Source organism: Mannheimia glucosida, from assembly GCF_046267875.1.
GTDB classification, from domain to species: Bacteria; Pseudomonadota; Gammaproteobacteria; order Enterobacterales; family Pasteurellaceae; genus Mannheimia; species Mannheimia glucosida.
The window spans coordinates 227728-253461 of sequence record NZ_CP176502.1 but is presented as its reverse complement, the minus strand read 5'-3'; the positions used below and the strand labels follow the sequence as shown (position 1 = coordinate 253461).

The following is a 25734-nucleotide window of genomic DNA, read 5'->3' as shown; positions in this document are numbered from 1 at the left end:
AAAGAGTTTTGCAGATTTTGCATAAATGGTATCTTTACTAATTTTGAAGTAAAAACTCCTCATCAAGCCACCGCCAGTTTTGCTCTATTTTTCCAAGCCATTCCCGTACTGCCTGGTTGTCCGCCAAATCAAAGGCGTGGCGGATTTCGGTGAGCGAAACAAGCTCTCGTTTTTGCAAAAAATATTGCAAAGTGGCGGTGTTTAGCGTGGGCTTGGTTGGCACAATCTGTCCGTCTGAAATCTGCTTAATCACGCTTGCAAAACCGTCAAAATCCAGCACGCCTGTTTTTAAAATCTGCTTGTCGCCATAACAAAACAGATAGGCAGGCAAGGCACGAATGCCCCATTTTGCCCGCAGGTCAAAGTCATTTTGCAAGGCGTGTTTGACCGAATCGCTGTGATACGCCTTAAAAAACGCCTCTTTTGCTATGCCCGTTTGAACGGCAACATCGGCAAGCACACGCTCATCGGTGGTCATTGCCTGCTCAACAATGGTGGCAAAACGCAGGCGGTATAAAAACGGCTCGGCAAGGTGCGGGCTGATGATTTCTACCGCTTTAAACGCCAGATTTAAAGGCAGGGACGATGTGTGCGTCTCATCAAACAACGCCAGCCTATCCATTTTAATCGGCATTCCGCTAATGACTTGTTCGGCTTCATAAATTTTGGCAAGACGGGCGTTGTAGCGTTGAAAGGCTCGTTCTTTGCCGTCTTTAAAATCATCAGGCGTCATAAAATCGGCGACATCACGCACCAGCCCGCCCATCACAAATTGAAGTGCCACTTGCCTGCCAAAATGGGTGTCAAGCCGTCTGAAAAACGGCTCGCTTTCATAAGACAGCCCCATCATCGGGTCGGTAAAGTTATAGATTTTGACTTGCTTAAGACTCGGCATAAAACGCCCCCACGCCAAAGGCGTTGATGCCTGCAAATTCCACAAAAATCCGACCGCTTGCAATGTGTAAAGTGCGGTGCAAAATTTGATTGATTTGGGCGGAAAACTCACGGTAGCCGATGTGGTTTTCATTGCCAAAAGCACGCACCGTGATGAGTGCCACAGGCTCATCGCCTTGATAATACATCGCTTTGTTATCGTCAAACACAATCAGAATGCTGTCTGCCGACTGGTGCGGGATTAGGCTTACTGCTTTGCCGATGCCGTCTGAAATCTCTTTTTGCACCTCTTTTGAGATACCCACATTGGTTTGTATGGTGATAAACGCCATCACCGCCCCCAATCCTGTATGACTTTAAGCACGTTATCCGCCATTACCTGTTCTTTTTGCTGATAAGTATGCCCGGTGTTTTCAATAAAAATCAGGGTGTTTTGTTCGGCACCGGGAAAATGGCGGTTGATATTTTGCAAAAACGCCTGTGGATCTCCATAGGTAAACCTATCCAGCGTGCCAATCAATAACGCCCTGTGTGGGTAATCTGCCCAATCTGCGAAAAATCGCCATCTGCTTCTTGGTGCACATTGTTCAAAACAGGCGAATACAGCCACTGATAAGCGGTGTCTGCAGTGCAAGGTAGCCAGCCGAACAGCTCAAAAGGGAGCATTGTTTGACCCTTACCAGTTTGTACTTGGCTACGGATAAACGCCCGTTCAGGCTCGCTGATTTGGTTGGTTAAATGGGTAACATTGGCAGGACTCAGCAGGATAAATTTATCCACCCGCTTATCTTGGCTCTTTGCCAGATAATGAATGACCTTGTTCGCCCCCAAAGAATGCCCTGCCAAAATAATCCGCCCATAGCCCTGTTTTTGGGCAAAATCCAAATAGGCTTTGACATCTTCTAGTGCTTTGCCAAAGTCTTCGTTATACGAACCGATGGTTTCAGGCAGCCCGGTGTTGGCATTGACAATGGGGATTTGGTTAAAGGCGTTACGGGTTTGGGCATAGACAAAATCAATGCCGTTTGCCGATAAGGTTTGCCCCAGATTGACATAAAACGGATTGGAATAAAAATTGCCGTGTATGCCCGTAACGGCAATCATCACAGTGCGGGCTTGGGGCTTTTCAGGCTGGCTAAATAACACACCGTCCAGCACCGCACCGCTTTGGGTCGCTATGGCAAGTTTTTGCATTTTGCCACTCCTTAAAAATGCTCGGATTTATACCGCACGCCAAGCTGTTTGCTCGGCGGATAAAAATCGTGCCCCGCCCTTGTGCCGTGCAGCATTGCAGGGGTATAGCGGTAGAAGTCGGCTTTGTCCCAGTCAAATGTGGTTTGGATTTCATCTTCCCGTCCGCTCTCAATCAGCTCAACCAAATTGGGATTGAGCATAATGCTTTTGCCAATGGATACGCTCTCCACCCAGCCGGTTTGATACGCCTGTAACATATCGTCAGCGGTGTAAAGGTTGCCACTGCCCAAAAACGGTACTCGCCCTGCAATACGGTCGTGAACGACTTGCATACGAGTAAGGTTGGTATCCGCCCCACGCCGTACTTTTTTATAAAAATCCCACAGCGAGATGTGCAGATACTGAATCGGCAACTCCAACAATTTATCCACCAAAGTCAGCGTTTCTTTCATCGTAATGCCACGCTCGCCCGGCTCTTCGGGGGAAAAACGGTAGCCGATGATAAAGTCGGGGCGGTTGTGTTTGGTACGCATCTCATCAATCGCCTTGACGATTTGTAGCGGAAAATTCAAGCGTTTGTCCAAACTGCCACCCCAAAAATCGCTTCGGTAATTGGTGCTTGCCGAGACAAACTGCTGAATCTGCCAGCCGTTCGCCCCGTGAATTTCCACGCCGTCAAAGCCTGCCTGCATAATCAGTTCGGCAGATTTGGCATAGCTTGCCACCATATCCCACACTTCCTCTTCGCTCATCGTGCGAAAGCGTCCGTAAGCATCGCCGGTTGGGGCAACGACATCAAAGCCTTGCGTCATTGTGGGGTCGGCACGCAGTCCCGAATGGGCAATCTGCACCACCGCCTTGGCTCCTTGTGCGTGGGCGAGATCAGCATATTCTTTTAAATTCGGCAAATGACGCTCGTCAAAAGCGTTGGGGCTCTCAAAGCCGATACCGCTTGGGTGGACATTGGTAAAGGGCATAATGTATAAGCCAAAGCCGTCAAAGCGGTTGTGCCAAAAATTTCTGCCTGCGTCGGTCATCTCGCCGTCCGCCCCTGAGTCGTAAATGGTCAAAGGGGCGACAGTAAGGCGGTTTTTGATAGTAACGCCGTTGTTTAGGGGGTAGGGTTCAAAAAGGGGTTGGTATTTTGGGTTCATTGCTTGTTCCTTGTATTCAAAAGATGGGCGTATTTTAGAGGAATAGATTTACCTGAAAAACATCATAAATCGAGAAATAGCTTTGCAAAATTAGCATAAATTCGGTTTCAGGCTGCCTGAAAATCGGCAGATTTCTGATAAAAAAAATACCGCTTGTTTTTCAACAAACGGTGTTTTTGTTTATACCAAATTAGTATTCAAGCGGTTTATATTCAACCGGCACCCAAGAGAAACCTTTGGCTTCTTTGCGCAGATGTCCTAAACCGGGGAACGGAAGGTGTGCGCCTGCAATCCACACTTTGCGCTCGGCTAATTGTGGCAGAATGTCTAAACGAGCTTGTCTTGCCCCTTTTGCATCGACATCAAATTCCGCAGCGACCTCAGGTTCAGGTAATTGCAGGGCATGATTGTGCAATAAATCGCCCCATACAAATAAGCTTTCGCCATTGGATGTGACTTCCACGCTGGAATGCCCCGGGGTATGCCCTGTGGTTGCCACCGATTTGAAATTCGGGATAATCTCATCGCCCAAATTATAATACTTCACACGTCCTGCCGCAGCATAAGGGGCAACCGCATCTCGTGTCCACTGCGCATATTTTTGGGTATGCTCAGGCATTTCTTTGATCGGTGTATCTAACCAAAATTCCTTTTCTTGATTAGCGATATAAACCGTTGCATTAGGAAATTCCATTTTGCCATTACGAGTTACGCCACTGAAGTGATCGAAGTGTAAATGGGTTGGAATAATGGTATCAATTTGCTCTGGACGATAACCTGCTTTGATTAGGCTATCCGTTAATTTGCCCACTTTGTCATCAAATACATCGCCTGAACCGGCATCTAAAAGCACCAAGTTTTTGCCGGTATTGATTAAATAGCCTGTCACAGCGGTTTGCACGCCACCATCTGGCAACATTGGGCGGAATTGCCCTGAAATTAAATCATCTAACTGTTGTTTGGTGAGCTTGGTAAATTGTTGATACGCCGGCACGCCGATAGATAAGTAGCCATCATACAATGCGGTAACTTCATATTCACCCAACATCATACGGTAGTAACCGTCCACTTGGGTGCGTTTTTGTTCAACGGCATTTTCTTTTGGTTGATATATCGCTGTGGAATGATGCGTGTGCGCCATAGCGACCGAGCTGAAAAGTGAGCCTGTAAGCAATAATGCGGTACTGATTTGAGATAATTTGTTCATAAAACACCTGATTAAATATAAAAATGATGACCAATAAGTCATCGGTAAAAGTAGGTGTATTTTAATTGGTTGAAATGCTTGTTAAAATCACATCAATTACAAAACACTTTTACCAAATCAGCACAAATGAACCCTAAAAACACCACCCTGCACGCCTTAGAAATTTTCCTTGCCGTAGCTCGTGAGAAAAACTTTTCCGAAGTGGCTCGCCAATACGATGTGGCAAGTTCGGTGATTTCTCGGCAAATCAAACAGCTTGAAGACGATTTCGGGCAAACGCTGTTTTACCGAAACACCCGTGCGATGAGCCTAACCCAAGCGGGTGAACAGTTTGCCAAACACGCCCAAGCGATGTTGAGCCAGTTTCAAAGCCTGAACGAGGAGCTTCAACAGAGCAACCAAGAGCCGCACGGCATTATTCGCCTGAATGCACCAGTGTTTTTCGGGCAGAAGCATATTGCTCCCCACTTGGCGGAATTGCACCGCCGTTATCCGAAATTGCATATTCAGCTCACTCAGACCGATGATTTTATCGAACCGTATAGTGAAACGGCGGACGTGATTTTTCGGGTCTCGGCATTGGTGGACAGCAATCTGAAACTGCGGATCATTGCCCCGCAACGCCATTTTCTGCTTGCCTCACCGAGCTATCTCGCCCAACACGGCACGCCCAAGCAGTTGAGCGATTTGCCTCAACATCAAGGCTTGTTTTATCGAGGGCAGTTGGGCGTGTTGCATTGGCGGTTTGGTAAACAAGGAAAACAGATTGAGGCACAGCCGATGCTGATCAGCAACAACGCCAACAGCTTGATTGAAACGGCGGTAAACGGTGGCGGTTTGCTGATGATGCCGGATTGGGCGGTGCATCACGAGCTACGCAACGGCACGCTGGTACAAGTGTTGCCCGATCAGCCGATTTCCAGCCAAGAGAGCGAGATTTTTATCTCAATGCTCACCCCACAAAGCACCTATCGCCCAGTGAATGTGCAAGCGGTGATGGATTTTTTTATCGAGAAATTAGATGGTGGGAAGTGTTGGCAGGTGGAAAGTGCGGTCTAAATTGGCAAAGTTTTGAGGAAAAAAGACCGCTTGCGTGTAGCAAACGGTCAGTTTGTTTTCAAACATAAAGGCTATGCTTTTAGCCCATACTGATAACCCACGCCCAAATGCTCACGCAAGGTATTTCCTTCATAATCAAGATGATAAATGCCCCGCTCCTGCAAAATCGGCACGACTTTTTCCACAAAATCGCTTACCCCTTTTTGGCTGTCAGGGGCGAGCGAAAAGCCGTCCGTTGCCCCTGCCTTAAACCATTCTTCCATAAAATCCGCCACATCGCTTGCCGTACCCACCACCACAGGGTGATAGTTAATCACGCCATTGGCAAGCACTTCTTTGGGCGACATTCCACGCTGAATCAGTTCCACCGCTCTTGGCGAACGCGGGTCGTGGGGGTGTGGGCTTGCCTGATTTTGTAGATATTCTGGCAAAGGTTCATTCACATCCCGCCCTGTCAAATCCACCCCAATCATTGCCGATAAATAGCGAATTTGCCCATTAAATTCCTCATCACTCATAAAATCCAGTAATTGCATACGACGGGCAAGTGCTTCTTCATAACTGTCGCCAATGGTAAACATAAAGCCGCTAAACATATTGATGTCGTCGGCACTTCTGCTGTGGGCAATGGCACTTTGTTTGAGCACCGTGCGGTAACCTCTTGCCTCATCAATGCTAAACGGATTGGCATACACGCCACTGGCAAAGCGTCCGGCAAGCTCCACACCCTCAGGACTTGGCCCTGCCTGAAAAATCGGCGGTTGCCCTTGTGGTGTGGCTGGAATCGGCAATGCCCCTTTGACCTGATAATGCTTGCCTTGATAATTGGCAGGCTTGATTTGGCTCATATCGGCAAATTGTCCTGACACTTTGTCGGTGATGTAGGCATTTTCGCCAAAAGTCCCCCACAGCGTTTGCACCGCTTCTACCATTTCGTGTGCCATCTCATAACGAGTGGTGGTGTCAGGCAAGGGCTTATTGCCAAAATTGTAAGCGGTAAAAGGCGTGCCTGTGGTAACCGCATTCCAGCCCATACGCCCTTTGGATAAGGTGTCCAGCGTTTTGAGCTGGCGAGCCAAATTATAAGGCAAGTTGTAAGTGGTGGAAAAAGTCGCCACCATTCCGATTTTTTGCGTGGCATAGGCAACGGCGGAAAGCATTACCATCGGTTCAAGCGGAAAAGCAGGACTACGACGGGCAATGTCCGTACCACCGCCAGCCCCACCAAACGAAGGTGTATCGGCAATAAACAGGGTGTGGATTTTGCCTTGTTCCGCCGTTTTTGCCATTTCCACATAAAAATCAATGTCGGTATAGGCTCGCTCGTTACTCTCTTCAAACCGCCAAGACTGAAACTCCCCGCCATAACCTGAAACCAGTTGCAGGGCGAGTTTGATTTTTTTATTTGAATTATCAAGATAATCGGTCATTTTATCCTCCTTATTTCACTCTCTCATTTATCCACTCTGCCACATCATCATTAATTTTTTGCCCACCGTTTTCCAACATCAACAAATGTCCAAAATTGGGATATAAAATCAAACTTTTATCAGTAGAGTTGGTTTCGTTATAAAAATCAATAGCGTCTTTGGGTACGACAAACAAATCTTTGTTACCGCTAATCAAAAGTACAGGGGCGGTGAATTTGTCGTCATTGTCTTTTAAATACTGTATGCCTTCTTTAAAACTATTGGGGAATGAAACGGAGAATTTGTCTAACATCAATGGGTCGCCACCCAGCGATAAACCCTCGCCATTAAAGGGCAAATTGAGCGTGGTCATTGCCACCGCACCGCTGACAAAACTGTCTTTGGGTTCTGGTCGTGGCAAATGCCCAAAATTCATTTGGTTATAGCGAAGCACACCTGCCGCCAAAATAAAGCCGTCCGCCCCTTGTGGGTATTGGGTGCCGTAGAGTGCGGCAATGTGTCCGCCCATTGAATGCCCCAGCACAAACACAGGCGTGTTTGGATTTTCTTTTTTGGCTTTTTCTACCACCAAACGCAAATCCTCCACCATTTCAAAATAGCTTTTGATGTGAATTGAGTCTCGTCCGTCTGATTTGCCGTGCCCACGATGGTCAAAGCGATACACGGCAATGCCGTTTTGGTTCATCGTTTTGGTAAAATCGCCAAACACCCCCGAATGGCTCGCCAAGCCGTGCGAAACCACGACCACCGCTTTAGGTTTACTGTTCGGAAGGTCTTTTTGTAGGTGCAGGTTTAGGCCGTCAAGGGTGTGAATTTGGCTAATGTTTGATTTGAGCGGCTGGCTGATACCGGCTTGAGCAGAGGGGTGGGCGTTTGCCAGGGAAGCCAGTGATAAGGCTAATGCAATTGATGTGAATAAGGTTTTCATAAGGAGCCTCTTGTGGTTAATTATCATGCGAATATTATACTTTTTTAAAATCGGTGGAAGAATGATGATTGTTGGGAAGTTCGTTTTTATAAATGGAAAGATAAACAATAAAACCACTGCTTGGATTTAAAATGCAAGCGGTGGTTTTTGTGGGTTATTTTGCAAGAGGTGTCAGCTTGGCTACAGTAAGCGGATAAATGCGACGCCGGCTAAGAGTAAGGTAACGCCGATGATCTGCAGCGGTAGAATGGGTTTTTGTGTAATGCCGAACAGACCGAATTTATCTACCAGCAGGCTGCCGCAAATCAGGCCAGAGAGGACGAGCATCACCACCGAGCCTGTGCCGATTTGGGGGACGAGCCAAACGCCAGCGAGGATAAACAGGCTGCCCAGTATGCCGCCGCTCCATATCCAAAACGGTTTGCCTTCGGTTGGCTGGCAGAGTTTCGGCAGGCTTTTTTCATAAAACAGCACTACCAGTAATAAGCCGATGGCACCGACACCGAAGGAGACTGTTGCTGCGCCGAGTGATGAGCCGAGCTGTCTGCCGAGTTCGCCATTAACGGCGGCTTGGGTTGCTAATGCGGTTCCGCCTAATATGCCGACTGCGCGCCACAGCCATAAATTTGCGTTTTCTTTGCGTTTTAGACAGGACAGATGGGGCAGTACCACGGCAATCCATACGCCGAATAAGACTAAACCAATGCCAAACAGGCGGCTGGCCGTGAAGGCTATGTAAGGCGAGTTAAGCCAAGCGAAAGTGTCGATCAGCACGCCCATCAGCACTTGGCTTAAAATCGGCATGACCGCAGTTTGTACGCCGCCGAGCTTGGGGAAGATCAGTACGTTTGCCGTTAGCCCAACCATGCCGAGTAATCCGCCCGTCCATGCCCATAAGGGGACGTTGCCTAAATTGTCGAGGCTAAATGCTGGTGTTTGTTGCATGATGAGCGAGAGTCCGAGTAGAAACAAGAGGCCTACGCTGAAAGAGACAAACGAGGTTAAAAATGCCGCACCCACGTGCATACGCAAACGGGCGTTGATGGCTGATTGAAATGCAATCAGCACGCCGGCTAAAATACCGATAATAAATGTCATGACTAACTGGGTTGTATTGCCGCCTCAAAATGAGTGGTGGTTGAAAAGAAATGCCGTCTGAATGCGGATTCAGACGGCCTTAAGGTTTGGTATCGGCGTTTACCTGATATTGAATAGCCGTTTTGCCTAGCCGGTTTATTCGATGAATTTCACCACGGTTTCGAAATCTTTACGTGCTTTTTGGCGGATTTCTTTATCACGGTAACCGAAGGTACACATCACCGATACGCCCCATTCGCTTGGGTCAAATAATCCTTCCGCTGCCAAAATATCGTTGACTTCTTGGTAAGCGAAACCTTCAATCGGACAAGAATCTACACCAATCAAAGCTGCGCCTGTCATCATGTTGCCCAATGCGATATAGGTTTGTTTGCTTGCCCAGTCAAACAGGCTGCGTTCGCTGTCTAAAATGCCGATATCTTTCTCTTGGAATTTTTTATACACGGCCATGGCTTTTTCGCGCGCTTCGCCTTGCAAACCTCGTCTATCCATAATTTCAGAAAAATATTGGCTGTCGTAACGGGCATTTTTCTTCGCTAAAATCACTACGATATGGCTTGAGGTTTCCATAGTTGGAATGCCCCAGCAGTAAGGTTTGATTTTTTGCCGTAATTCAGGGTTTTGCAACACTAAAAACTGCCAAGGCTCTGAGCCTACCGAACTTGGACTTAAACGACCGAGTTCCAGAATATAGTTGAAATCTTCAGCCGGAATTTTTCTGTTACCGTCGTAAGAACGGGTAGATGCACGGTAATGAAAGGCATTGATTACGTCTTCTTTGTTGAAAAATTGCATGGAACACTCCTAAAAATGCAAAACAGTCTTTTCAGACGGTCTGAAAAGTCTAGATGAAATACGGATAAGTATAAAAGATTTAAGTTATTTTTAATAATTGATAATTTTGATATTTAGGTATAAGTTGACGTGATGAGAAAAACAGACCGTCTGAATGTTCAGACGGTCTTTCACGTTGGTTGTTTACATAAATCCGCGTTCATATTGCTTCGGTACAAACTGCATTTCACTGCTGTCTGCTGCATTTTGGTCATATTGTGCATTCAATACCCAGTACGGATCGCGCAATAAGGCTCTTCCCACCGCCACTAAATCCGCATCGCCCATACCCAAAATATGGTCGCCTACCGCCGGATTATCCAACATGCCCACTGCAATTACCGGCTTACCTGTAGCGTGCTTCACTTGACGGGCAAAGTCCACTTGATAACCTGCGTAAAATTCGGGGTGATTGCCTGCATGCAACACACCGTCGCCACCACCGCTGATGTCTAAGACATCTGCGCCTGCATCGGCAAAACGTTTCGCTACCTGCAAACCATAATCCAAGCCAAAGCCGTTTTCACCGTATTCTTGTGCAGAAATGTGGACAATTAACGGCATTTCAGACGGCATCACTTCACGTGCTGCCTGAATCACTTGCTCGCCAAACAACATTTTGTCTTGGCCGTACTCATCACTGCGCTGATTGGATTTCGGCGAATAGAATTGGTGAATTAGATAACCGTGTGCACCGTGGATTTCAATTGTATCAAAGCCTGCCTCAACTGCACGTTTGACTGAATTCTTAAAGGCCTGAACCAATGCTTTGACTTCATCTGTCGTTAGCTCGCGAGGTGTAATCAGATTTTGTCCAGCGTAATCCAACTCACCATAGTGAATCGCACTTGGAGCCACCGCATTCGGCTCATCTTGGGCTTTGCGTCCGGCATGGGCGATTTGCACGCCAATTTTTGCTCCTTGCGCATGAACGCTGTCTACCAGTTTTTTAAATGCCTGTTGTTGTTCGTCGTTCCATAAGCCTAAGCAGTTTGGCGTAATTCTGCCGTTTGGCGTTACATTGGTCATCTCCACAATAATCAAGCCTACACCACCTACCGCACGGCTGGTGTAATGCACGAAATGCCAATCGTTCGGCACGCCGTCGGTCGCTGAATATTGACACATTGGTGGCATGACCACACGGTTTTTCAATGCCAAGTTTTTAATGTTAAACGGAGTAAATAATTTTCTAAATTTCGCCATGTTGCCTTCCTTAATGAAATAGATTAGGCGGAATAATAATTCAGTGCTATTATCTGTTCAAATTGATTATTGTGATAGTTAGGTATAATAATGAGTGATATAAGAACTCTGGATTTCAATTTGCTCAAAGCCTTTGTGGTACTGCTGGACGAATGCAATGTTAGCCGAGCAGCACAACGATTATCCATTACTCAACCGGCGATGAGCGGTATTTTAAACCGCTTGCGGGAGAGTTTTAACGATCCGCTGTTCGTACGGGTACAACACGGTATGCAGCCCACTGACCGCGCGTTGCAACTGGGGCAGACCGCACGCAACATTCTGCAAGATATCCGCTCCATGCTGCAACCGCCCATATTGGAGCCGGAACATCTGAATATGACCTTGCGTATTGCAGCGATGGATTATGTACAACAAATCATTGCCTTGCCGCTGATTCTGCGTTTAAGACGGCTTGCTCCGAATGTAAAAGTTGCCTTGCTGCCAGTGCAGGGGCAAAATATCAAAACCTTATTTGAGCAAAACAAGATTGATCTTGCTTTAGTCAGCCAACAACATTTAAGCGCTGACATCATCAAAACCGTGTTATATGAGGAACGTTATGTGTGTGCGATGAGTAAAACGCACCCGATGGTCGCCAAGCCGCTCTCACCCCAACAATTCAGCCAATTGCCGTTTGCAATGCTTTCTTACAATGGCGGAGAATTCAGCGGTGCCACAGATCTGGCATTACAAAAGATTGGGCTACAGCGCAAGGTGATGGTATCTGTAAATCATATTTCACTGCTGCCCCAGTTATTGCAAGGCTCCGACTTAGTTGCAGTATTACCCGAACGCTTGGCAAAAACACTACCCAATGTCTATTTACAACTTCCACCCATAGAGGTAGAAGGCTTCACCATGATGATGGCTTGGCACGAAAGAACCGAACAAGATACGGCACATCGGTGGTTAAGGGAAGTACTGCAGGGTGTGGTCAAACCTAAACAGGCTCTTTAATTATCCTTTCTTTTACTACGAAAAAAGCCGTTTATATTTTTAGATAAACGGCTTTTTTGCATTATAAGATTAGTATTTTTCTACAAACTGAGCATAGGCATTAATGAAGTTTTGCATTGCACTTTTTAATGCCTCAGAGGCAATTTCACCCTGCTCATCAAATACGCCTGCAAATAAGTTACCTACGTTTAATGCAAAAGGTAAAGTTGGCATATTGATAAATGAGCCTGAAGTAATAGTACGCACTTGATCAGCAGAACGCACACCACCTGCCGGGCTTGCACCAACGGTTACAATACCTGCAGGTTTGCCAATCCATTTGCTTTGCCCCATTGGGCGAGAAACCACGTCAATCGCATTTTTAAGCATTGCAGAAAAGCTTGCATTATGCTCAGGAGTGACTAATAACACGCCATCTGCCACAGCAATCGCTTCACGCACTCGAGTGTATTGTGCCGGGCTGTTTTCGTCTAAATCACGGTCGTAAAGTGGTAAGTCTGCAATATCCACAATGTTTAATTGAATGCTTGCAGGTGCCATTTTTTGTAAGTGACGAACAGTCAAGTGACTAAATGAAGTTTTGCTGCCGCTACCAATTAATACTGCAATTTGTTTTGCCATTTTATAATTCCTTAGTACATAGAGAAATAGAGAATGTAGGCATTTTATCCCTTTCAATTTGTTTCATAAAGCGCTTATGATGAAAAGCACTATTTACTTATATTAAATAATTTTGCAAATTTTAGGCCAAATTTGACCGCTTTTATCTTTAGCTAAAAAGGTTATAATTTGTAGAAATAGATCTTAATTTAGGTTTTTTATGCTTTTTTTAAACAAAATAAAACAACTTTTCATCTTCGTCTTTACGCTAGTGTTATCTGCTTGTAGTTTGGTTGTTTATAAGCCAGTTGAAACAATTAAACAGGTAAATGTGGAAAGAGGTTATCGACAAAAAAATGTGATCGCTGAAAGTGCAAAAGACGGTAATATTGTTGTTATCATGTTTTCAGGTGGTGGAACAAGAGCGGCGGCGCTTGGTTATGGTGTGTTGGAAGAGTTTAAAAAGGTAAGGGTGAAAGAAACAAATAAAGGTAATACTTTATTAGAGAATATTGATATTGCCTTTGGCGTATCAGGTGGATCGATATTAGCCACTTATTTTGCGTTGGAAGGAAAGGATATCATTCCTAAATTTGCTGACCGTTTTTTAAAAGCGAACTTTCAAAAAGATATTATTACAGAGGTGTTTTCGTTATCCAATCTTCCTCGTTTAAGTTCTCCTCAATATGGGCGTGGTGATTTATTGCAAGAACGCTTAAATTTTGCCCTTTATCATGGTAAAAAGTTTGGTGATTTAGTGAAAAATCGTAAAGGACCTTTTGCTGTGATTAGCGCAACAGACATGAATATTGGTCAAAAACTGACCTTTACGCAAGAAACCTTTGATGGGCTTTGTTTAAATTTGAATGATTTAGAAATTTCCCGTGCTGTTGCTGCTTCTAGTTCTGTTCCTCTGATTTTTGCGCCGCTTACACTGAATAACAATGGTGGAAATTGCCATTTTAGTATGCCACAAGAATTTAGTGCTAGGGAAAAAGCAATTGATGGACTAATTACAAAAAATATTGAAGAAACGAATCATATACTCAGCCTTTATCAAGATAGTAAAGAGCGCCCCTTTATCCATTTAGTTGATGGTGGATTAACGGATAATTTAGGGCTTGCCAGTGTGCTGGAAATATCTGATGTTATGGGTATTGAAGAGATGTACCAGTATATTCATCAGCTTGGGGTGAAAAATATTGTAGTGATTAATGTAAATGCGCAAAATGAAGTCTCTAGCGAGATCGATAAGACCGCAAATGTGCCGGGTGTGGCTGATGTAGTGAATACAATAGTTAACGTGCCAATTGATAGAACGACACAAATTAATTTACAGCGTTACCGCCAGTTTACGGATGGTTGGAATGAATATGCAAATAAACAGCCATCGAAGATCGAAATGCATTTTGTTAGTTTAGGTTTAAAAGAATTACCTGATGGTGATTTAAAAAGAGATGTGCTAAATATTGCAACATCATTTTATCTGCCGGAAGACGATGTAGATAAATTACGTGAAGCCGCTCGAGTTTTATTACAGCAATCTCAAGAATATAATGCGGCATTAAAAATATTGCAGTAGTAAAAAACCGACCAAGCGGTCGGTTTTTGGTATTTTTTTGCAAATATTTATTCGCTAATATCGCTTAAATCCAACAACTCTTGCGAAAGAATAATGCCGGTTAAATCAGCGTAAATGTAATCTTCAGGGAAGAACGTTACGCCACCGAAATTGACCGGTGTGTCCACTTCTCCAATATCGGTGTTATCTGCTCCCACTGGAATTGGCGCTAAAGCATGAATACCGATATCTAATCTTTCCAAAATATCTAATTGGCGAACCGCACCATAAACGATGATACCTTCCCAGCCGTTATCTACAGCAAGTTGAGCCAGCTCTGCGTCAATTAAGGCACGACGAACTGCACCGCCACCATCGACTAACAGCACTCGCCCTTCACCCTCTTCTTCCAAAACCTCAGCAATTAAACCGTTGCTTTCAAAGCATTTAACCGTGGTAATCTTCCCAAAGAAGGAAGAAGCACCGCCAAAGCTTGAGAAAATTGGTTCAACCACATCAACTTGGTCAGAATAAAGATCGCAAAGTGCAGAGGTATCAATACGCATAATATGCTCCTGTTCGTAGATTATTTAGCTAAAGTATAAACCTTCGCCCAAAATTTGCAAAATTTTATCGAAAAAAGACCGCTTACAGGCTTTTTTCTTATGCTTTATTCTCTAGTGAACCGCTTTTAATATGCAATTCCATTTGGTTGTAAGGAATAGATATGCCTGCTTCACCAAAGGCTAATTTTACTTGTTCGATAATTTCCCAATATGCTGCCCAGTAATTTGGCGTCTGAACCCAAGGGCGAACAACAAGTTGAACACTATGCGGTGCTAAAGCGCCGACTGCTACTACAGGTGCCGGATCTTTTAATACATAAGTATTGGCGTCTAAAATGCGTTGGATAATCTCTTTCGCCTCTTTTAAGTTAGATTCATAAGAAATATCAAAGGTGAAATCAATACGGCGTGTCGGGTTGTTAGAGTAGTTGATGATGCTGTCAGAAAACACTTTGCCGTTTGGTAATAACACGGTTTTGTTATCGCCGGTACGAAGTTCCAACACTAAAAGCCCCATTTGTTCAACCACGCCGGTCATTCCGCCGGTTTCGATTAAATCCCCTTTGCGAAATGGCTTGAAGATTAACAACATCACGCCGGCAGCAAAGTTTTGTAATGAGTTTTGTAATGATAAACCGATGGCTAAACCGGCCGCACCGATTAATGCAACCAGCGAGCTGGTGTTAATGCCGATTTGTGAAAGCGAGGCAATCACCACAATTAACAGCAGTAAAAAATAGCTGATTGAGACAATAAAACTTTGCAGCATTTCATCTTTGGTTGATTTTAATGCCGCTTTGCCGAGTAAACGGCTAATCAGGCGGGCAAGAAATTTCCCGACTACAAAAATCGCAATCGCTAGTAAAATTTTGGTGCCATAAGGGATAATCCACTCGTTTAATACGGAATTAAAATCCATTGTGCTGACTTTGTTAATTACTTTTTCGGTTTCGGCAACCACGTCAATATTTGGGGCGGTTTCGGTGACTTTTTCAGTCATATTGTTTCCTTAAAATTAAAATGAAAAATAAGCCTAGCGAATTTGCCTCACTCGCTAAGCGGTTTTGTGCTAGAATTTAGAGCAAAATTTTCTCTAAAAGACAAGATAATGACAACAGAAAAAGTAATTAGTGCCGGTGTTCAATTTTTTACGATCAGTGAAGATGAAGCCGGACAGCGTTTAGATAATTTTTTATTGGCAAAGCTCAAAGGCGTGCCGAAAAGTTTGATTTACCGCATTGTGCGAAAAGGCGAGGTGCGGGTGAATAAAGGGCGCATAAAGCCCGAATATAAATTACAGCCCGATGATTTAGTGCGTGTGCCACCGGTGCGTGTAGCGGAAAAAAATGAAGCCCCAATTTCGACTAAATTAAACAAAGTGGCGGAGCTGGAAAGCCAAATTCTGTATGAAGATGACTCAATGCTAGTAATTAACAAACCATCAGGTATTGCTGTACACGGTGGCAGTGGTTTAAGTTTTGGTGTGATTGAGGCTTTGCGTGCGTTACGTCCACAGGCTCGTTTCTTGGAATTGGTACACCGTATCGACCGTGATACATCAGGCATTTTGCTGGTGGCAAAAAAGCGTTCGGCGTTACGTTCCTTGCACGAACAACTACGTGAGAAAGTGGTGCAAAAAGACTATCTTGCCCTTGTGCGAGGGCAATGGCAGGCTCACACTAAAGTGATTAAAGCCCCGTTGCTGAAAAACGAACTTGCCAGCGGTGAACGAATTGTACGAGTGAGTGAGGAGGGCAAACCGTCCGAAACCCGTTTCAGCATTGAAGAGCGTTATGCCAATGCCACTTTGGTGAAAGCCTCGCCTATTACCGGCAGAACCCACCAAATCCGTGTGCATACCCAATATGCCGGACACCCGATTGCGTTAGATGACAAATATGGTGATGTGGAATTTGACAGCAAAATGAAAGAAGTGGGCTTACAGCGTTTATTTCTGCACGCCTATGCTATTCGTTTTGAACACCCAAAAACCGGCGAAGAAATGGTCATTACCGCCCCGTTGGATAAAAACTTAAAAGGCGTATTGGCGAAATTAAGGGCTAATTACTAAATAACGTAATGAGAGAGTATAAGATAGCGCAAGCGTCCACGCTTGTGCTGTAACAAACATAGAGTGGTACAAGCGTGGACGCTTGCATCAGCAAAATATAAGCAAAAATATGCAAATCCATTTCAAAAATTTTCAAAAAAATGACCGCTTGTTAGATTTAACCACGCCGCAAATTATGGGGATCTTAAACTTCACGCCGGATTCATTTTCCGATTCGGGCAAGTTTTTTTCCCTTGATAAAGCTCTGTTCCAAGCGGAAAAAATGTTAGCTGATGGGGCAAGCATTATTGATATTGGCGGCGAATCCACCCGCCCGAATGCAGCGATTGTGAGCTTAGAACAAGAATTAGAGCGTGTTGTGCCGGTGGTGGAGGCGATCCGCAGCCGTTTTGATTGCTTGATTTCGGTAGATAGTTCCAAAGCGGAAGTATTTAAAGAGTCGGCAAAAGCCGGTATGGATATGATTAACGATATTCGAGCCTTAACTGAGCCAAATGCGTTAGTAACGGCAGTAGAATTGGGCTTGCCGGTTTGTTTAATGCATATGCAAGGCAATCCGCAAACAATGCAACAAAATCCGCACTATGATGATGTATTGGAAGAGGTGGCGGATTTCTTAAATCAACGGATTTTCGAGTGCATCACCGCAGGCATTCCCAAAGAGCATATTATATTAGACCCCGGTTTTGGCTTTGGCAAAAGCGTGAAGCACAATTACCAATTATTGAAACATCTTAAAGCCTTTGTGGATTCAGGCTTCCCTGTGCTTGCCGGGCTTTCCCGTAAATCAATGATTGGGGCGGTGCTAGACAAACCGGTAGAACAACGACTGATTGGCTCTGTGGTAGGGGCATTATTAGCTGCCCAAAATGGGGCGAAAATTTTACGGGTGCACGATGTGGCAGAAACCGCCGATGCGTTAAAAATCTGGCAAGCAATGCTGGAATCAGATAATGAGGAGAAATAATGACAACCTTAGTTTATGGCATTAAAAATTGCGACACAGTAAAAAAAGCCTTGAAATGGCTCGAAGATCATAATCAAAACCCACAACTGCACGATTACCGTGTGGACGGTTTAAATGCCGATTGGTTAGTGGAAATGGAAGCAAAATTCGGTTGGGAAAACTTAGTTAATAAACGTAGCACCACTTGGCGAAACCTTGATGAGGAAATTAAAAACAACCTTAACCGTGAGTCGGCATTAAAAGTGCTGACCGAACAGCCAACTCTGATTAAACGCCCGATTGTGATTAAAGATGATATTGCTTTGATTGGCTTTAATGAGAAAGAGTATGTGGCTGCGTTTAATCTTTAATTAACCTGAGATCTGCTCCCCTCTTTGCTAAAGAGGGGGAACTAGAAACATTGCAAAAAATTCACCCAAAACAACCGCTTGTAACCTATGAAAAATAAAATTATCTCCCTTGCACAGAACCTAATCCGCCGTGATTCCATCAGCCCACAAGACAAAGGCTGTCAGCAAGAAATTGCACAACGTCTTGAAAAACTGGGCTTTGATATTGAATGGTTGCCGTTTGGCGACACCTTGAATTTATGGGCAACGCACGGCACGGAGAATGGTAAAGCAGAGCCTTGCATTGTGTTTGCCGGGCATACCGATGTGGTGCCAGTAGGCGATGAAAGCCAATGGGCTTATCCGCCGTTTTCGGCTGAAATTGTAGATGGAATGCTTTACGGGCGAGGGGCGGCGGATATGAAAGGATCGCTTTCGGCGTTAGTTGTGGCGGCAGAAACTTTCGTGCAACATTACCCGAACCATAAGGGCAAAGTGGCATTATTGATTACCTCCGATGAAGAGGCAGCAGCCAAAGACGGCACGGTAAAAGTGGTGGAAACTCTAATGGCTCGCAATGAGGCGGTGCATTATGCGGTAGTGGGTGAGCCGTCTAGTAGTAAAGTGTTTGGTGATGTGATTAAAAACGGCAGACGTGGTTCAATCACAGCTGATCTCTATATTGAGGGAGTTCAAGGTCATGTTGCCTATCCGCATTTAGCGGAAAATCCGGTGCATACTTCACTGGGCTTTTTAACCGAGCTGACCACTTATCAGTGGGATAAGGGTAATGAATTTTTCCCGCCCACTAGTTTGCAAATAGCTAACATTAAGGCTGGTACAGGCAGTAATAATGTGATTCCGGGCGAGCTTTATGTGCAGTTTAACTTACGTTATTGCACCGAAGTGACCGATGAAATCATCAAAACCAAAGTAGCGGAAATGCTCGAAAAACACGGTTTGAAATACCGAATTAGTTGGAATTTGTCGGGTAAACCGTTCCTTGCCGGCAATGGGAAATTGGTGGAAGCTGCGTTACAAGTAGTCGAAAATGTGGCAAAAATTACGCCTCGCTTAGACACCGGCGGCGGTACTTCAGACGGGCGTTTTATTGCGTTAATGGGCGCTGAAGTCGTGGAGTTTGGGCCACTTAACACAACCATTCATAAGGTTAATGAGTGTGTGAGTGTGGATGATTTAGCACATTGTGGCGAAATTTATTATCAAATTTTAGAAAAATTATTGGCAACCGCATAACCCAAAATAGGCAGAATGTTACCAAATTGTATTCTGCCTATTTTTTATGTAGCTATTCTGTTAAACAGCGTTTACACTAGCAGCAGTTTTTATATTTATAGGAAAATGTTATGCAACTCTACTCGTATATCTGCCTGCTGTTTGGGCTTGCGATGTTTATTTCGTTTTTTACCCGAAAATTAAACGAAAATATTCAAACCACCATAGCTATTACAGCCTCTGCCCTTATAGGCTCCCTTCTTATTCTTACCTTCGGTTCTCTTGGCTGGTTTCACGTTGATAAACTTGCCATTTCCATTTTTGAACAGCTCGATTTTAAAAGTTTCCTACTAAACGGAATGCTTGGTTTCTTACTGTTTGCCGGTTCACTTGGAATTAAACTACCGTTAATGAAAGAACAACGCCGAGAAATTGCAGTTTATGCTTTACTTTCTACCTTAATTTCCACTTTCTTAATCGGTGCTTTGATTTATGGCGTGGCAAAACTATGTGGTTTGGAGATCGGTTTTGTTTATTGCTTGTTGTTCGGCTCATTGATTTCGCCAACCGACCCGATTGCCGTATTGGCAATTATCAAAAGCTTGAAAGCTCCAAAACGCCTTTCAATGCACGTTGAGGGGGAATCGTTGTTTAATGATGGTATCGGCTTAGTAATTTTTACCACTATCTTTGCGGTGGCTTTTGGCGGACAGGCTCCAACACTCAGTGGCATTACCGGGCTGTTCTTACAAGAAGCAGTAGGCGGTATTGTTTTTGGCTTATTAACCGGTTTTGTGGCACATAAATTTATTTCTGCAACCGATGACGGAAGCCTTGAGATCTTAATCACCTTAACCATTCCAACTGTTGGCTTTGTGATTGCGAACTACTTACACGTTTCTGGTGCATTAACAATGGTCGTTGCCGGTATTATGATTGGCAACTGGACTCGCCGTTCCGGTTTCTCCGAACAGAGCCAAAAATATCTTGATCACTTCTGGGAGATGATCGACCATTCATTAAACTACCTGTTATTCCTGCTTATCGGTTTAAGCACACTGTTAGTTGATTTCACCTTTATTGGTGGGGTGTTAATGTTGGCAGCAATTCCAATTTGTTTGCTTGCACGCTACATCAGCCTGTGGATTCCATACCAAGTGTTAAAACGCTTCCGCACTTATAATCCTTACACCTTACGCATTATGACTTGGGGCGGATTACGCGGTGGATTAGCCCTTGCGATGGCACTTTCCGTACCGGCAGGTGCTGCGGTGGTATCGAGTTCAGAAGGCAATCTTGATGTGCGTGATTTGATTTTGTTAATGACCTATGCGGTAGTAACTTTCTCAATTTTAGTACAAGGTTCAACGGTTGAGCCGATGATAAAGAAATCCAAGTTGGTTGACCCAAGAAAAGTGGCTCTCAATAAATTAGGTGCACCTGATGATGTAATTCCGCATATTTAATAGCATTGATATAACTGAATAACATATCATTTTGCTAAAGATTATTAGCCATCTAGACGGCTTTATATTTAAATACCTCTCACGTTAATTTGTTGAGAGGTATTTTTTATGTTATTGACAGGATTATTATGTGGCTTTCTACTCGGGTTTGTGATGCAAAGAGGGCGTTTTTGTATTACCGGAGCATTTCGTGATCTCTATGTAACAAAGAATAGCCGTATGTTTGTGGCACTTTTAATTGCAATTACGGTGCAATCGATCGGGATTTGGCTTTTGTATGAAGCCGGCTCTTTTAGTTCTCCGGCGGAAGATTTGCCTTTGCTTGCGGTGATCATTGGGGCATTTCTGTTTGGTATCGGCATTATTTATGCAGGCGGTTGTGCTACAGGAACGTGGTATCGTGCCGGTGAGGGTTTAATCGGCAGTTGGGTTGCACTGATTATTTATGGGCTGTTTTCTGCTTCTATGCGAACCGGTGTGTTAGCCCCACTTAATCAAGAGCTAAAAAGTAATGTAATTCAACACCGCACGATTTATGAAACATTTGGTATTTCCCCTTGGGTGTTAGTGTTTATTCTGAGTGTAATTACATTCGCATTAACCTTCTATCATTTAAGAAAACCGAGAGGTAAAACCATCACGTTAAAACCACGCAAAACCGGTTTAGCTCATATTCTGTTTGAAAAACGTTGGCACCCGTTTGTGACGGCAGTGTTGGTAGGCTTAATTGCACTGCTTGCTTGGCCTCTTAGCAGTGCTGCCGGTAGAAACTTCGGCTTAGGCATTACTACGCCAAGTGCAAATTTGGTTCAATATTTTGTAACCGGTGAAGCTAAATTTATTAACTGGGCGGTATTTTTGGTGTTAGGGATTTTGATCGGCTCGTTTGTGGCTGCAAAGTTCTCGAATGAATTCCGTTTCAGAGTGCCAGATGCGACCACAATGTTACGCAGTGCAGGCGGCGGTGCATTAATGGGAATCGGTGCAAGCCTTGCCGGTGGTTGTTCAATCGGGAACGGATTAGTTGAAACAGCTTTCTTCTCTTGGCAAGGCTGGCTTTCATTACCAATGATGATTCTCGGTACATTTGTTGGAGCGTATTTTATGATTATCCGCCCACAGCGTTTAAAAGGTTAATTTTTTAAGGAGTAATAAAGATGAACGTACGTTTACCTGCCTCAGGGCTTGTCTGCCCGTTTCCATTAGTCGAAGCCAAAGCGGCGATGGCAAAATTGAATAAAGGCGATAGCTTAACGATTGAATTTGACTGCACTCAAGCAACCGAAGCCATTCCAAATTGGGCGGAAGAGGAAGGCTATGAAGTTACCGATTACCAACAACTTGGCGATGCCTTGTGGGAAATTACGGTGGTTAAATAATTAGCAGTAAAAAAGCTCTACTTTCGTAGAGCTTTTGCTTTGAGTTTTGTATTCACTAAGGATTAGAGTAAACCCGGTTGACCTAATGCTGGGTCTGTTGCTCTTGCAGCAATAGCATCTTCAACCGTCATACCTAATGCTTTTGCCACACCTTCACCGTATGCCGGATCACAGGCATAGCAGTTACGAATATGACGGTATTTAATGAAGTCTAATGCATCGCCCATACCTGCAGCAGTATTATTGAATAATGCTTGTTTTTGTTCATCATTCATCATATTGAACAATACACGTGGTTGGCTGAAGTAGTCAGCATCGTCTTCACGATAGTTCCAGTGGGCTGCATCACCATTAATTTTCAGTGGCGGCTCTGCATATTGAGCTTGTTCTTGCCATTTGCCGAAGCTGTTTGGTTCGTAGTGAATGGTGCTACCGTAGTTACCGTCCACACGACCTTGACCGTCACGAGAGTTGCTATGAACCGGGCAACGTGGTGCGTTTACAGGAATTTGGTGGTGGTTCACACCTAAGCGGTAGCGTTGAGCGTCCGCATAGTTGAATAAACGAGCTTGTAACATACGGTCCGGAGACACGCTGATACCCGGCACTAAGTTGCTTGGTGCGAATGCAGATTGTTCAACATCAGCAAAGAAGTTTTCAGGATTACGATTTAATTCAAACTCACCAACTTCAATTAATGGGTAGTCTGATTTCGGCCATACTTTAGTTAAATCGAACGGGTGGTATGGTACTTTGTCTGCATCAGTTTCAGGCATAATTTGAACAAACATTTTCCATTTCGGGAAATCGCCACGCTCAATCGCTTCATATAAATCACGTTGGTGACTTTCACGATCGTTAGCGATAATAGCGGCTGCTTCTTCGTTAGTTAAGTTTTTAATGCCTTGTTGTGTATGGAAATGGAATTTCACCCAGAAACGCTCATTAGCTGCATTGATGAAGCTATAAGTATGTGAGCCATAACCGTGCATATGACGATATGAAGCCGGAATACCACGTTCACTCATTACAATAGTCACTTGGTGAAATGCTTCTGGTAATAATGTCCAGAAATCCCAGTTGTTAGTTGCAGAACGCATATTCGTGCGTGGGTCACGTTTAACCGCTTTGTTTAAATCCGGGAATTTACGTGGGTCACGTAAGAAGAACACAGGGGTGTTGTTACCCACCATATCCCAGTTACCTTCTTCGGTATAGAATTTTAATGCGAAACCACGAATATCACGCTCAGCATCTGCCGCACCACGTTCACCTGCAACGGTGGTGAAACGAGCAAACATTTCAGTTTTTTTACCGACTTGGCTGAAAATTGCCGCACGAGTGTATTTAGTGATGTCGTTAGTTACAGTGAAAGTACCGAACGCACCGGAACCTTTAGCGTGCATACGACGCTCAGGAATGACTTCACGCACGAAGTTTGCTAATTTTTCATTTAACCATAAATCTTGCGCTAATAATGGACCACGTGGACCCGCTGTTAAGCTGTTTTGGTTATCAACAACAGGCGCACCGTTGTTCATTGTCAAATGTGTAACAGGACATTTAGACATAATAGAATCCTCATAAATTAGAAATAAGATAGGTAATTAATCCGAAGAGAATTATAGGTGTTGTAGATTTTTTCTCAATCTATCAATTTGATAATTAATGGCTATTAAATATTAATTTTTAATAGCTGATTTTAATTTTCAAGTATTCTGAGAAAGATGATAAGCGGTCATTTTTCCACTATTTTTTGCAGTATGTAGGTGTAAAAACTAACGGCCGAGAAGTAGATTTCAACAAAGAATAGATAATAAAAAAGTACATATTTAAGAAATATGTACTTTTTATGATTTTATTTGCCTAAGTTATCAAAGAATTTCTTCACACCATCAAAGAAACCTTCGTGTTTCGGACGATGTTTACCTTGTCCTTCTAAACTCTCTTCAAATTGTCGTAATAGTGCTTTCTGTTCTTCGGTTAAATTCACAGGCGTTTCGACCACCACTTTGCAGATTAAATCCCCTGCGTAGCCACCACGAGGGCTTGTTACCCCTTTGCCTCGCACACGGAATAGTTTACCGGTTTGAGTTTCTGCCGGAATTTTGAGTTTTAATTTACCGTCTAGGGTTGGCACTTCAATTTCACCGCCTAAGGCTGCAAGGGTAAAGCTAATCGGCACTTCGCAATATAAATTCGAGCCGTCACGCTCAAAAATATCGTGTTCTTTAACGTGAATCACCACATATAAATCGCCTGCCGGTGCGCCATTTTCGCCTGCAGCTCCCTCTCCCGATAAGCGAAGTTGATTACCGGTATCCACACCTGCCGGAATGGTAACAGAGAGGTTTTTCGCTTTCTGTACACGTCCATCGCCGTGGCAAGAACGGCACGGTTTTTCAATGCGTTTACCTGTACCGTGACAACTTGGACAAACTGCCTCAGTCACAAAGAAACCTTGCTGACGGCGAACTCTGCCGGAGCCGTGACAATGCGAACAGGTTTCCACTTTGCTCCCTGCTTCCGCCCCTGTACCATGACAAGTATCACATTCAGCTAAGGTTTGAATGCGAATATCTTTTTTGCAACCTTTTACGGCTTCTTCAAGGGTGATCTCGATGTCGTAACGCAAATCATCGCCACGCACCACACGTTGGCGACGACCAGCGCCACCAAAGCCACCGCCAAACATTTCGCTGAAGATGTCTTCAAAACCACCGAAACCACCGCCGCCAAAGCCACCGAATCCGCCGGCACCCGCACCACCTTGTTCAAAGGCAGCGTGACCGTATTGGTCGTACATCGCTTTTTTCTCGCTGTCGGTCAGCACTTCATAGGCTTCGGTAATCTCTTTAAATTTCTCTTCCGACTCTTTACTGCCTTGGTTTTTATCCGGGTGATGCTTTGCCGCCAAACGTTTATATGCTCGTTTGATGTCTTTCTCGCTTGCCCCTTTAGACAGTCCAAGGACTTCGTAATAATCTTTCTTTGCCATTGTTGTTCCGTTTGTAAATTTTTCTCTGTTTTTGACCGCTTGCCCTCGCCCCTTGTGGGAGAGCGTTTTATAGTAAAATAGGTTCTAGACAAGATGGTGCAAGCGTCCACGCTTGTACCAAATTTGATGGTTAAGCACAAGCGTGGACGCTTGCGCTATCAAAGCCTAACAATGCGGATTCACCGCAATATAAATTTCTACTTTGCCGTCGGCTAAATGTTTTTCAAAATCTTTGGTGTAAGCTCGTTTGAGCAAACCTTGTTTGGCACGGTTTTCAATCACAGACCAAGTGTCTGCCAAAAGAGCTTCGGTAGTTGGAATTTGCTCAAACCAAACAAAATCGTCCATTAAAATCGGGGTATTGCTGTTTTCCGTTTCTGTGGCAATGACCGTTTCGCCACTTTTATGATCGTATATTTTATAAAACGGTGGCTGTACATTTTCCGTTGTAGGGTAGAGATTTAGCATTTGTAAAATTTCCTTTAAAAAGCACCGCTTGCACAGCCCCAAAGGGGCTGAATTATGCGTAACCTAGCACGGCTAGCTAGGTGGTATATA

The 25734-nt window shown here is 44.3% G+C and carries 27 protein-coding genes; 10 read left to right on the top strand and 17 right to left on the bottom strand.

Annotated features, from left to right (window positions below):
* Positions 1–37: 37 nt before the first annotated feature.
* From ACJ7Z2_RS01260 to ACJ7Z2_RS01235, 6 genes are all read right to left on the bottom strand, one after another.
* Positions 38–895 (bottom strand): DsbA family protein, encoded by an 858-nt coding sequence (locus ACJ7Z2_RS01260; protein WP_409500537.1) that lies wholly within the window; start codon positions 893–895, stop codon positions 38–40.
* A complete protein-coding gene (locus tag ACJ7Z2_RS01255) occupies positions 882–1226 on the bottom strand; it encodes a phenylpyruvate tautomerase MIF-related protein (RefSeq protein WP_409500536.1) in 345 nt (114 codons plus the stop codon). Before ACJ7Z2_RS01255 ends, ACJ7Z2_RS01260 begins: the two co-directional genes overlap by 14 nt.
* Entirely contained in the window at positions 1226–1366 is a 141-nt protein-coding gene (locus tag ACJ7Z2_RS01250; protein ID WP_409500535.1) for a hypothetical protein, read from the bottom strand. Before ACJ7Z2_RS01250 ends, ACJ7Z2_RS01255 begins: the two co-directional genes overlap by 1 nt.
* Positions 1367–1410: 44 nt before the next feature.
* The gene (locus tag ACJ7Z2_RS01245) at positions 1411–2088 is read right to left on the bottom strand and encodes an alpha/beta hydrolase (RefSeq protein ID WP_409500534.1); all 678 of its coding nucleotides are present in this window, start codon (positions 2086–2088) and stop codon (positions 1411–1413) included.
* An 11-nt stretch (positions 2089–2099) separates the two neighbouring features.
* Positions 2100–3242, bottom strand: coding sequence for an NADH-dependent flavin oxidoreductase (locus ACJ7Z2_RS01240; RefSeq protein ID WP_409500533.1), 1143 nt, complete (start codon positions 3240–3242; stop codon positions 2100–2102).
* Positions 3243–3432: 190 nt separating this feature from the next.
* A complete protein-coding gene (locus tag ACJ7Z2_RS01235; RefSeq protein WP_409500532.1) occupies positions 3433–4449 on the bottom strand; it encodes an MBL fold metallo-hydrolase in 1017 nt (338 codons plus the stop codon).
* A 126-nt stretch (positions 4450–4575) separates the two neighbouring features.
* Between ACJ7Z2_RS01235 and ACJ7Z2_RS01230 the strand changes: the two genes are divergently transcribed.
* On the top strand, positions 4576–5508 hold the full coding sequence (locus ACJ7Z2_RS01230; RefSeq protein ID WP_409500531.1) for a LysR substrate-binding domain-containing protein: 933 nt from the start codon (positions 4576–4578) through the stop codon (positions 5506–5508).
* 71 nt (positions 5509–5579) lie between these two features.
* Here the strand turns inward: ACJ7Z2_RS01230 and ACJ7Z2_RS01225 are convergent, their stop codons facing one another.
* The 5 genes from ACJ7Z2_RS01225 to ACJ7Z2_RS01205 all read right to left on the bottom strand — a co-directional run bounded on the left by ACJ7Z2_RS01225 (position 5580) and on the right by ACJ7Z2_RS01205 (position 11004).
* Positions 5580–6938, bottom strand: coding sequence for an NtaA/DmoA family FMN-dependent monooxygenase (locus ACJ7Z2_RS01225; RefSeq protein ID WP_409500530.1), 1359 nt, complete (start codon positions 6936–6938; stop codon positions 5580–5582).
* Between the two features lie 10 nt (positions 6939–6948).
* Entirely contained in the window at positions 6949–7866 is a 918-nt protein-coding gene (locus ACJ7Z2_RS01220) for a lysophospholipase (RefSeq protein WP_409500529.1), read from the bottom strand.
* A 180-nt stretch (positions 7867–8046) separates the two neighbouring features.
* A complete protein-coding gene (locus ACJ7Z2_RS01215; protein ID WP_409500528.1) occupies positions 8047–8964 on the bottom strand; it encodes a DMT family transporter in 918 nt (305 codons plus the stop codon).
* 135 nt (positions 8965–9099) lie between these two features.
* A complete protein-coding gene (locus ACJ7Z2_RS01210) occupies positions 9100–9759 on the bottom strand; it encodes an NAD(P)H-dependent oxidoreductase (RefSeq protein ID WP_409500527.1) in 660 nt (219 codons plus the stop codon).
* 183 nt (positions 9760–9942) lie between these two features.
* Entirely contained in the window at positions 9943–11004 is a 1062-nt protein-coding gene (locus ACJ7Z2_RS01205; RefSeq protein WP_409500526.1) for an NADH:flavin oxidoreductase/NADH oxidase, read from the bottom strand.
* 90 nt (positions 11005–11094) lie between these two features.
* Between ACJ7Z2_RS01205 and ACJ7Z2_RS01200 the strand changes: the two genes are divergently transcribed.
* Positions 11095–12003, top strand: coding sequence for a LysR family transcriptional regulator (locus ACJ7Z2_RS01200; RefSeq protein WP_126301235.1), 909 nt, complete (start codon positions 11095–11097; stop codon positions 12001–12003).
* Positions 12004–12072: 69 nt separating this feature from the next.
* On the opposite strand, the gene ACJ7Z2_RS01195 is transcribed toward ACJ7Z2_RS01200, so the two are convergent.
* A complete protein-coding gene (locus ACJ7Z2_RS01195) occupies positions 12073–12624 on the bottom strand; it encodes an NADPH-dependent FMN reductase (protein WP_409500525.1) in 552 nt (183 codons plus the stop codon).
* Between the two features lie 199 nt (positions 12625–12823).
* On the opposite strand from ACJ7Z2_RS01195, the gene ACJ7Z2_RS01190 reads away from it, so the two are divergent.
* Entirely contained in the window at positions 12824–14185 is a 1362-nt protein-coding gene (locus ACJ7Z2_RS01190; protein ID WP_409500524.1) for a patatin-like phospholipase family protein, read from the top strand.
* A 47-nt stretch (positions 14186–14232) separates the two neighbouring features.
* On the opposite strand, the gene rraA is transcribed toward ACJ7Z2_RS01190, so the two are convergent.
* Both rraA and ACJ7Z2_RS01180 read right to left on the bottom strand, forming a co-directional pair.
* A complete protein-coding gene (gene rraA, locus ACJ7Z2_RS01185) occupies positions 14233–14730 on the bottom strand; it encodes a ribonuclease E activity regulator RraA (RefSeq protein WP_021279661.1) in 498 nt (165 codons plus the stop codon).
* A 97-nt stretch (positions 14731–14827) separates the two neighbouring features.
* Positions 14828–15730 carry a mechanosensitive ion channel family protein gene (locus tag ACJ7Z2_RS01180; RefSeq protein ID WP_134916436.1) on the bottom strand — a complete coding sequence of 301 codons (903 nt, stop codon included), beginning with the start codon at positions 15728–15730 and terminating at the stop codon, positions 14828–14830.
* 108 nt (positions 15731–15838) lie between these two features.
* Here ACJ7Z2_RS01180 and rluC point away from each other — a divergent pair, with 108 nt between their 5' ends.
* From rluC to ACJ7Z2_RS01145, 7 genes are all read left to right on the top strand, one after another.
* On the top strand, positions 15839–16801 hold the full coding sequence (gene rluC, locus ACJ7Z2_RS01175; protein WP_409500523.1) for a 23S rRNA pseudouridine(955/2504/2580) synthase RluC: 963 nt from the start codon (positions 15839–15841) through the stop codon (positions 16799–16801).
* A gap of 109 nt (positions 16802–16910) precedes the next feature.
* Positions 16911–17768: a dihydropteroate synthase gene (folP, locus tag ACJ7Z2_RS01170; RefSeq protein ID WP_409500522.1), complete on the top strand. Its 858-nt coding sequence runs from the start codon at positions 16911–16913 to the stop codon at positions 17766–17768.
* Entirely contained in the window at positions 17768–18118 is a 351-nt protein-coding gene (locus ACJ7Z2_RS01165; RefSeq protein WP_409500521.1) for an ArsC family reductase, read from the top strand. Before folP ends, ACJ7Z2_RS01165 begins: the two co-directional genes overlap by 1 nt.
* A gap of 87 nt (positions 18119–18205) precedes the next feature.
* On the top strand, positions 18206–19354 hold the full coding sequence (gene dapE / locus ACJ7Z2_RS01160; protein ID WP_409500520.1) for a succinyl-diaminopimelate desuccinylase: 1149 nt from the start codon (positions 18206–18208) through the stop codon (positions 19352–19354).
* Positions 19355–19464: 110 nt separating this feature from the next.
* Positions 19465–20799: a cation:proton antiporter gene (locus tag ACJ7Z2_RS01155; RefSeq protein ID WP_409500519.1), complete on the top strand. Its 1335-nt coding sequence runs from the start codon at positions 19465–19467 to the stop codon at positions 20797–20799.
* 108 nt (positions 20800–20907) lie between these two features.
* The gene (locus ACJ7Z2_RS01150; RefSeq protein WP_409500518.1) at positions 20908–21936 is read left to right on the top strand and encodes a YeeE/YedE thiosulfate transporter family protein; all 1029 of its coding nucleotides are present in this window, start codon (positions 20908–20910) and stop codon (positions 21934–21936) included.
* A 20-nt stretch (positions 21937–21956) separates the two neighbouring features.
* Positions 21957–22178 (top strand): sulfurtransferase TusA family protein, encoded by a 222-nt coding sequence (locus ACJ7Z2_RS01145; RefSeq protein ID WP_006248546.1) that lies wholly within the window; start codon positions 21957–21959, stop codon positions 22176–22178.
* A 62-nt stretch (positions 22179–22240) separates the two neighbouring features.
* Here the strand turns inward: ACJ7Z2_RS01145 and ACJ7Z2_RS01140 are convergent, their stop codons facing one another.
* The 3 genes from ACJ7Z2_RS01140 to ACJ7Z2_RS01130 all read right to left on the bottom strand — a co-directional run bounded on the left by ACJ7Z2_RS01140 (position 22241) and on the right by ACJ7Z2_RS01130 (position 25644).
* Positions 22241–23749: a catalase gene (locus ACJ7Z2_RS01140; protein WP_409500517.1), complete on the bottom strand. Its 1509-nt coding sequence runs from the start codon at positions 23747–23749 to the stop codon at positions 22241–22243.
* 287 nt (positions 23750–24036) lie between these two features.
* The gene (gene dnaJ, locus ACJ7Z2_RS01135; RefSeq protein WP_409500516.1) at positions 24037–25176 is read right to left on the bottom strand and encodes a molecular chaperone DnaJ; all 1140 of its coding nucleotides are present in this window, start codon (positions 25174–25176) and stop codon (positions 24037–24039) included.
* Positions 25177–25341: 165 nt separating this feature from the next.
* Positions 25342–25644, bottom strand: a complete 303-nt coding sequence (locus ACJ7Z2_RS01130) for a hypothetical protein (protein ID WP_409500515.1) — start codon at positions 25642–25644, stop codon at positions 25342–25344.
* Positions 25645–25734: the final 90 nt, after the last annotated feature.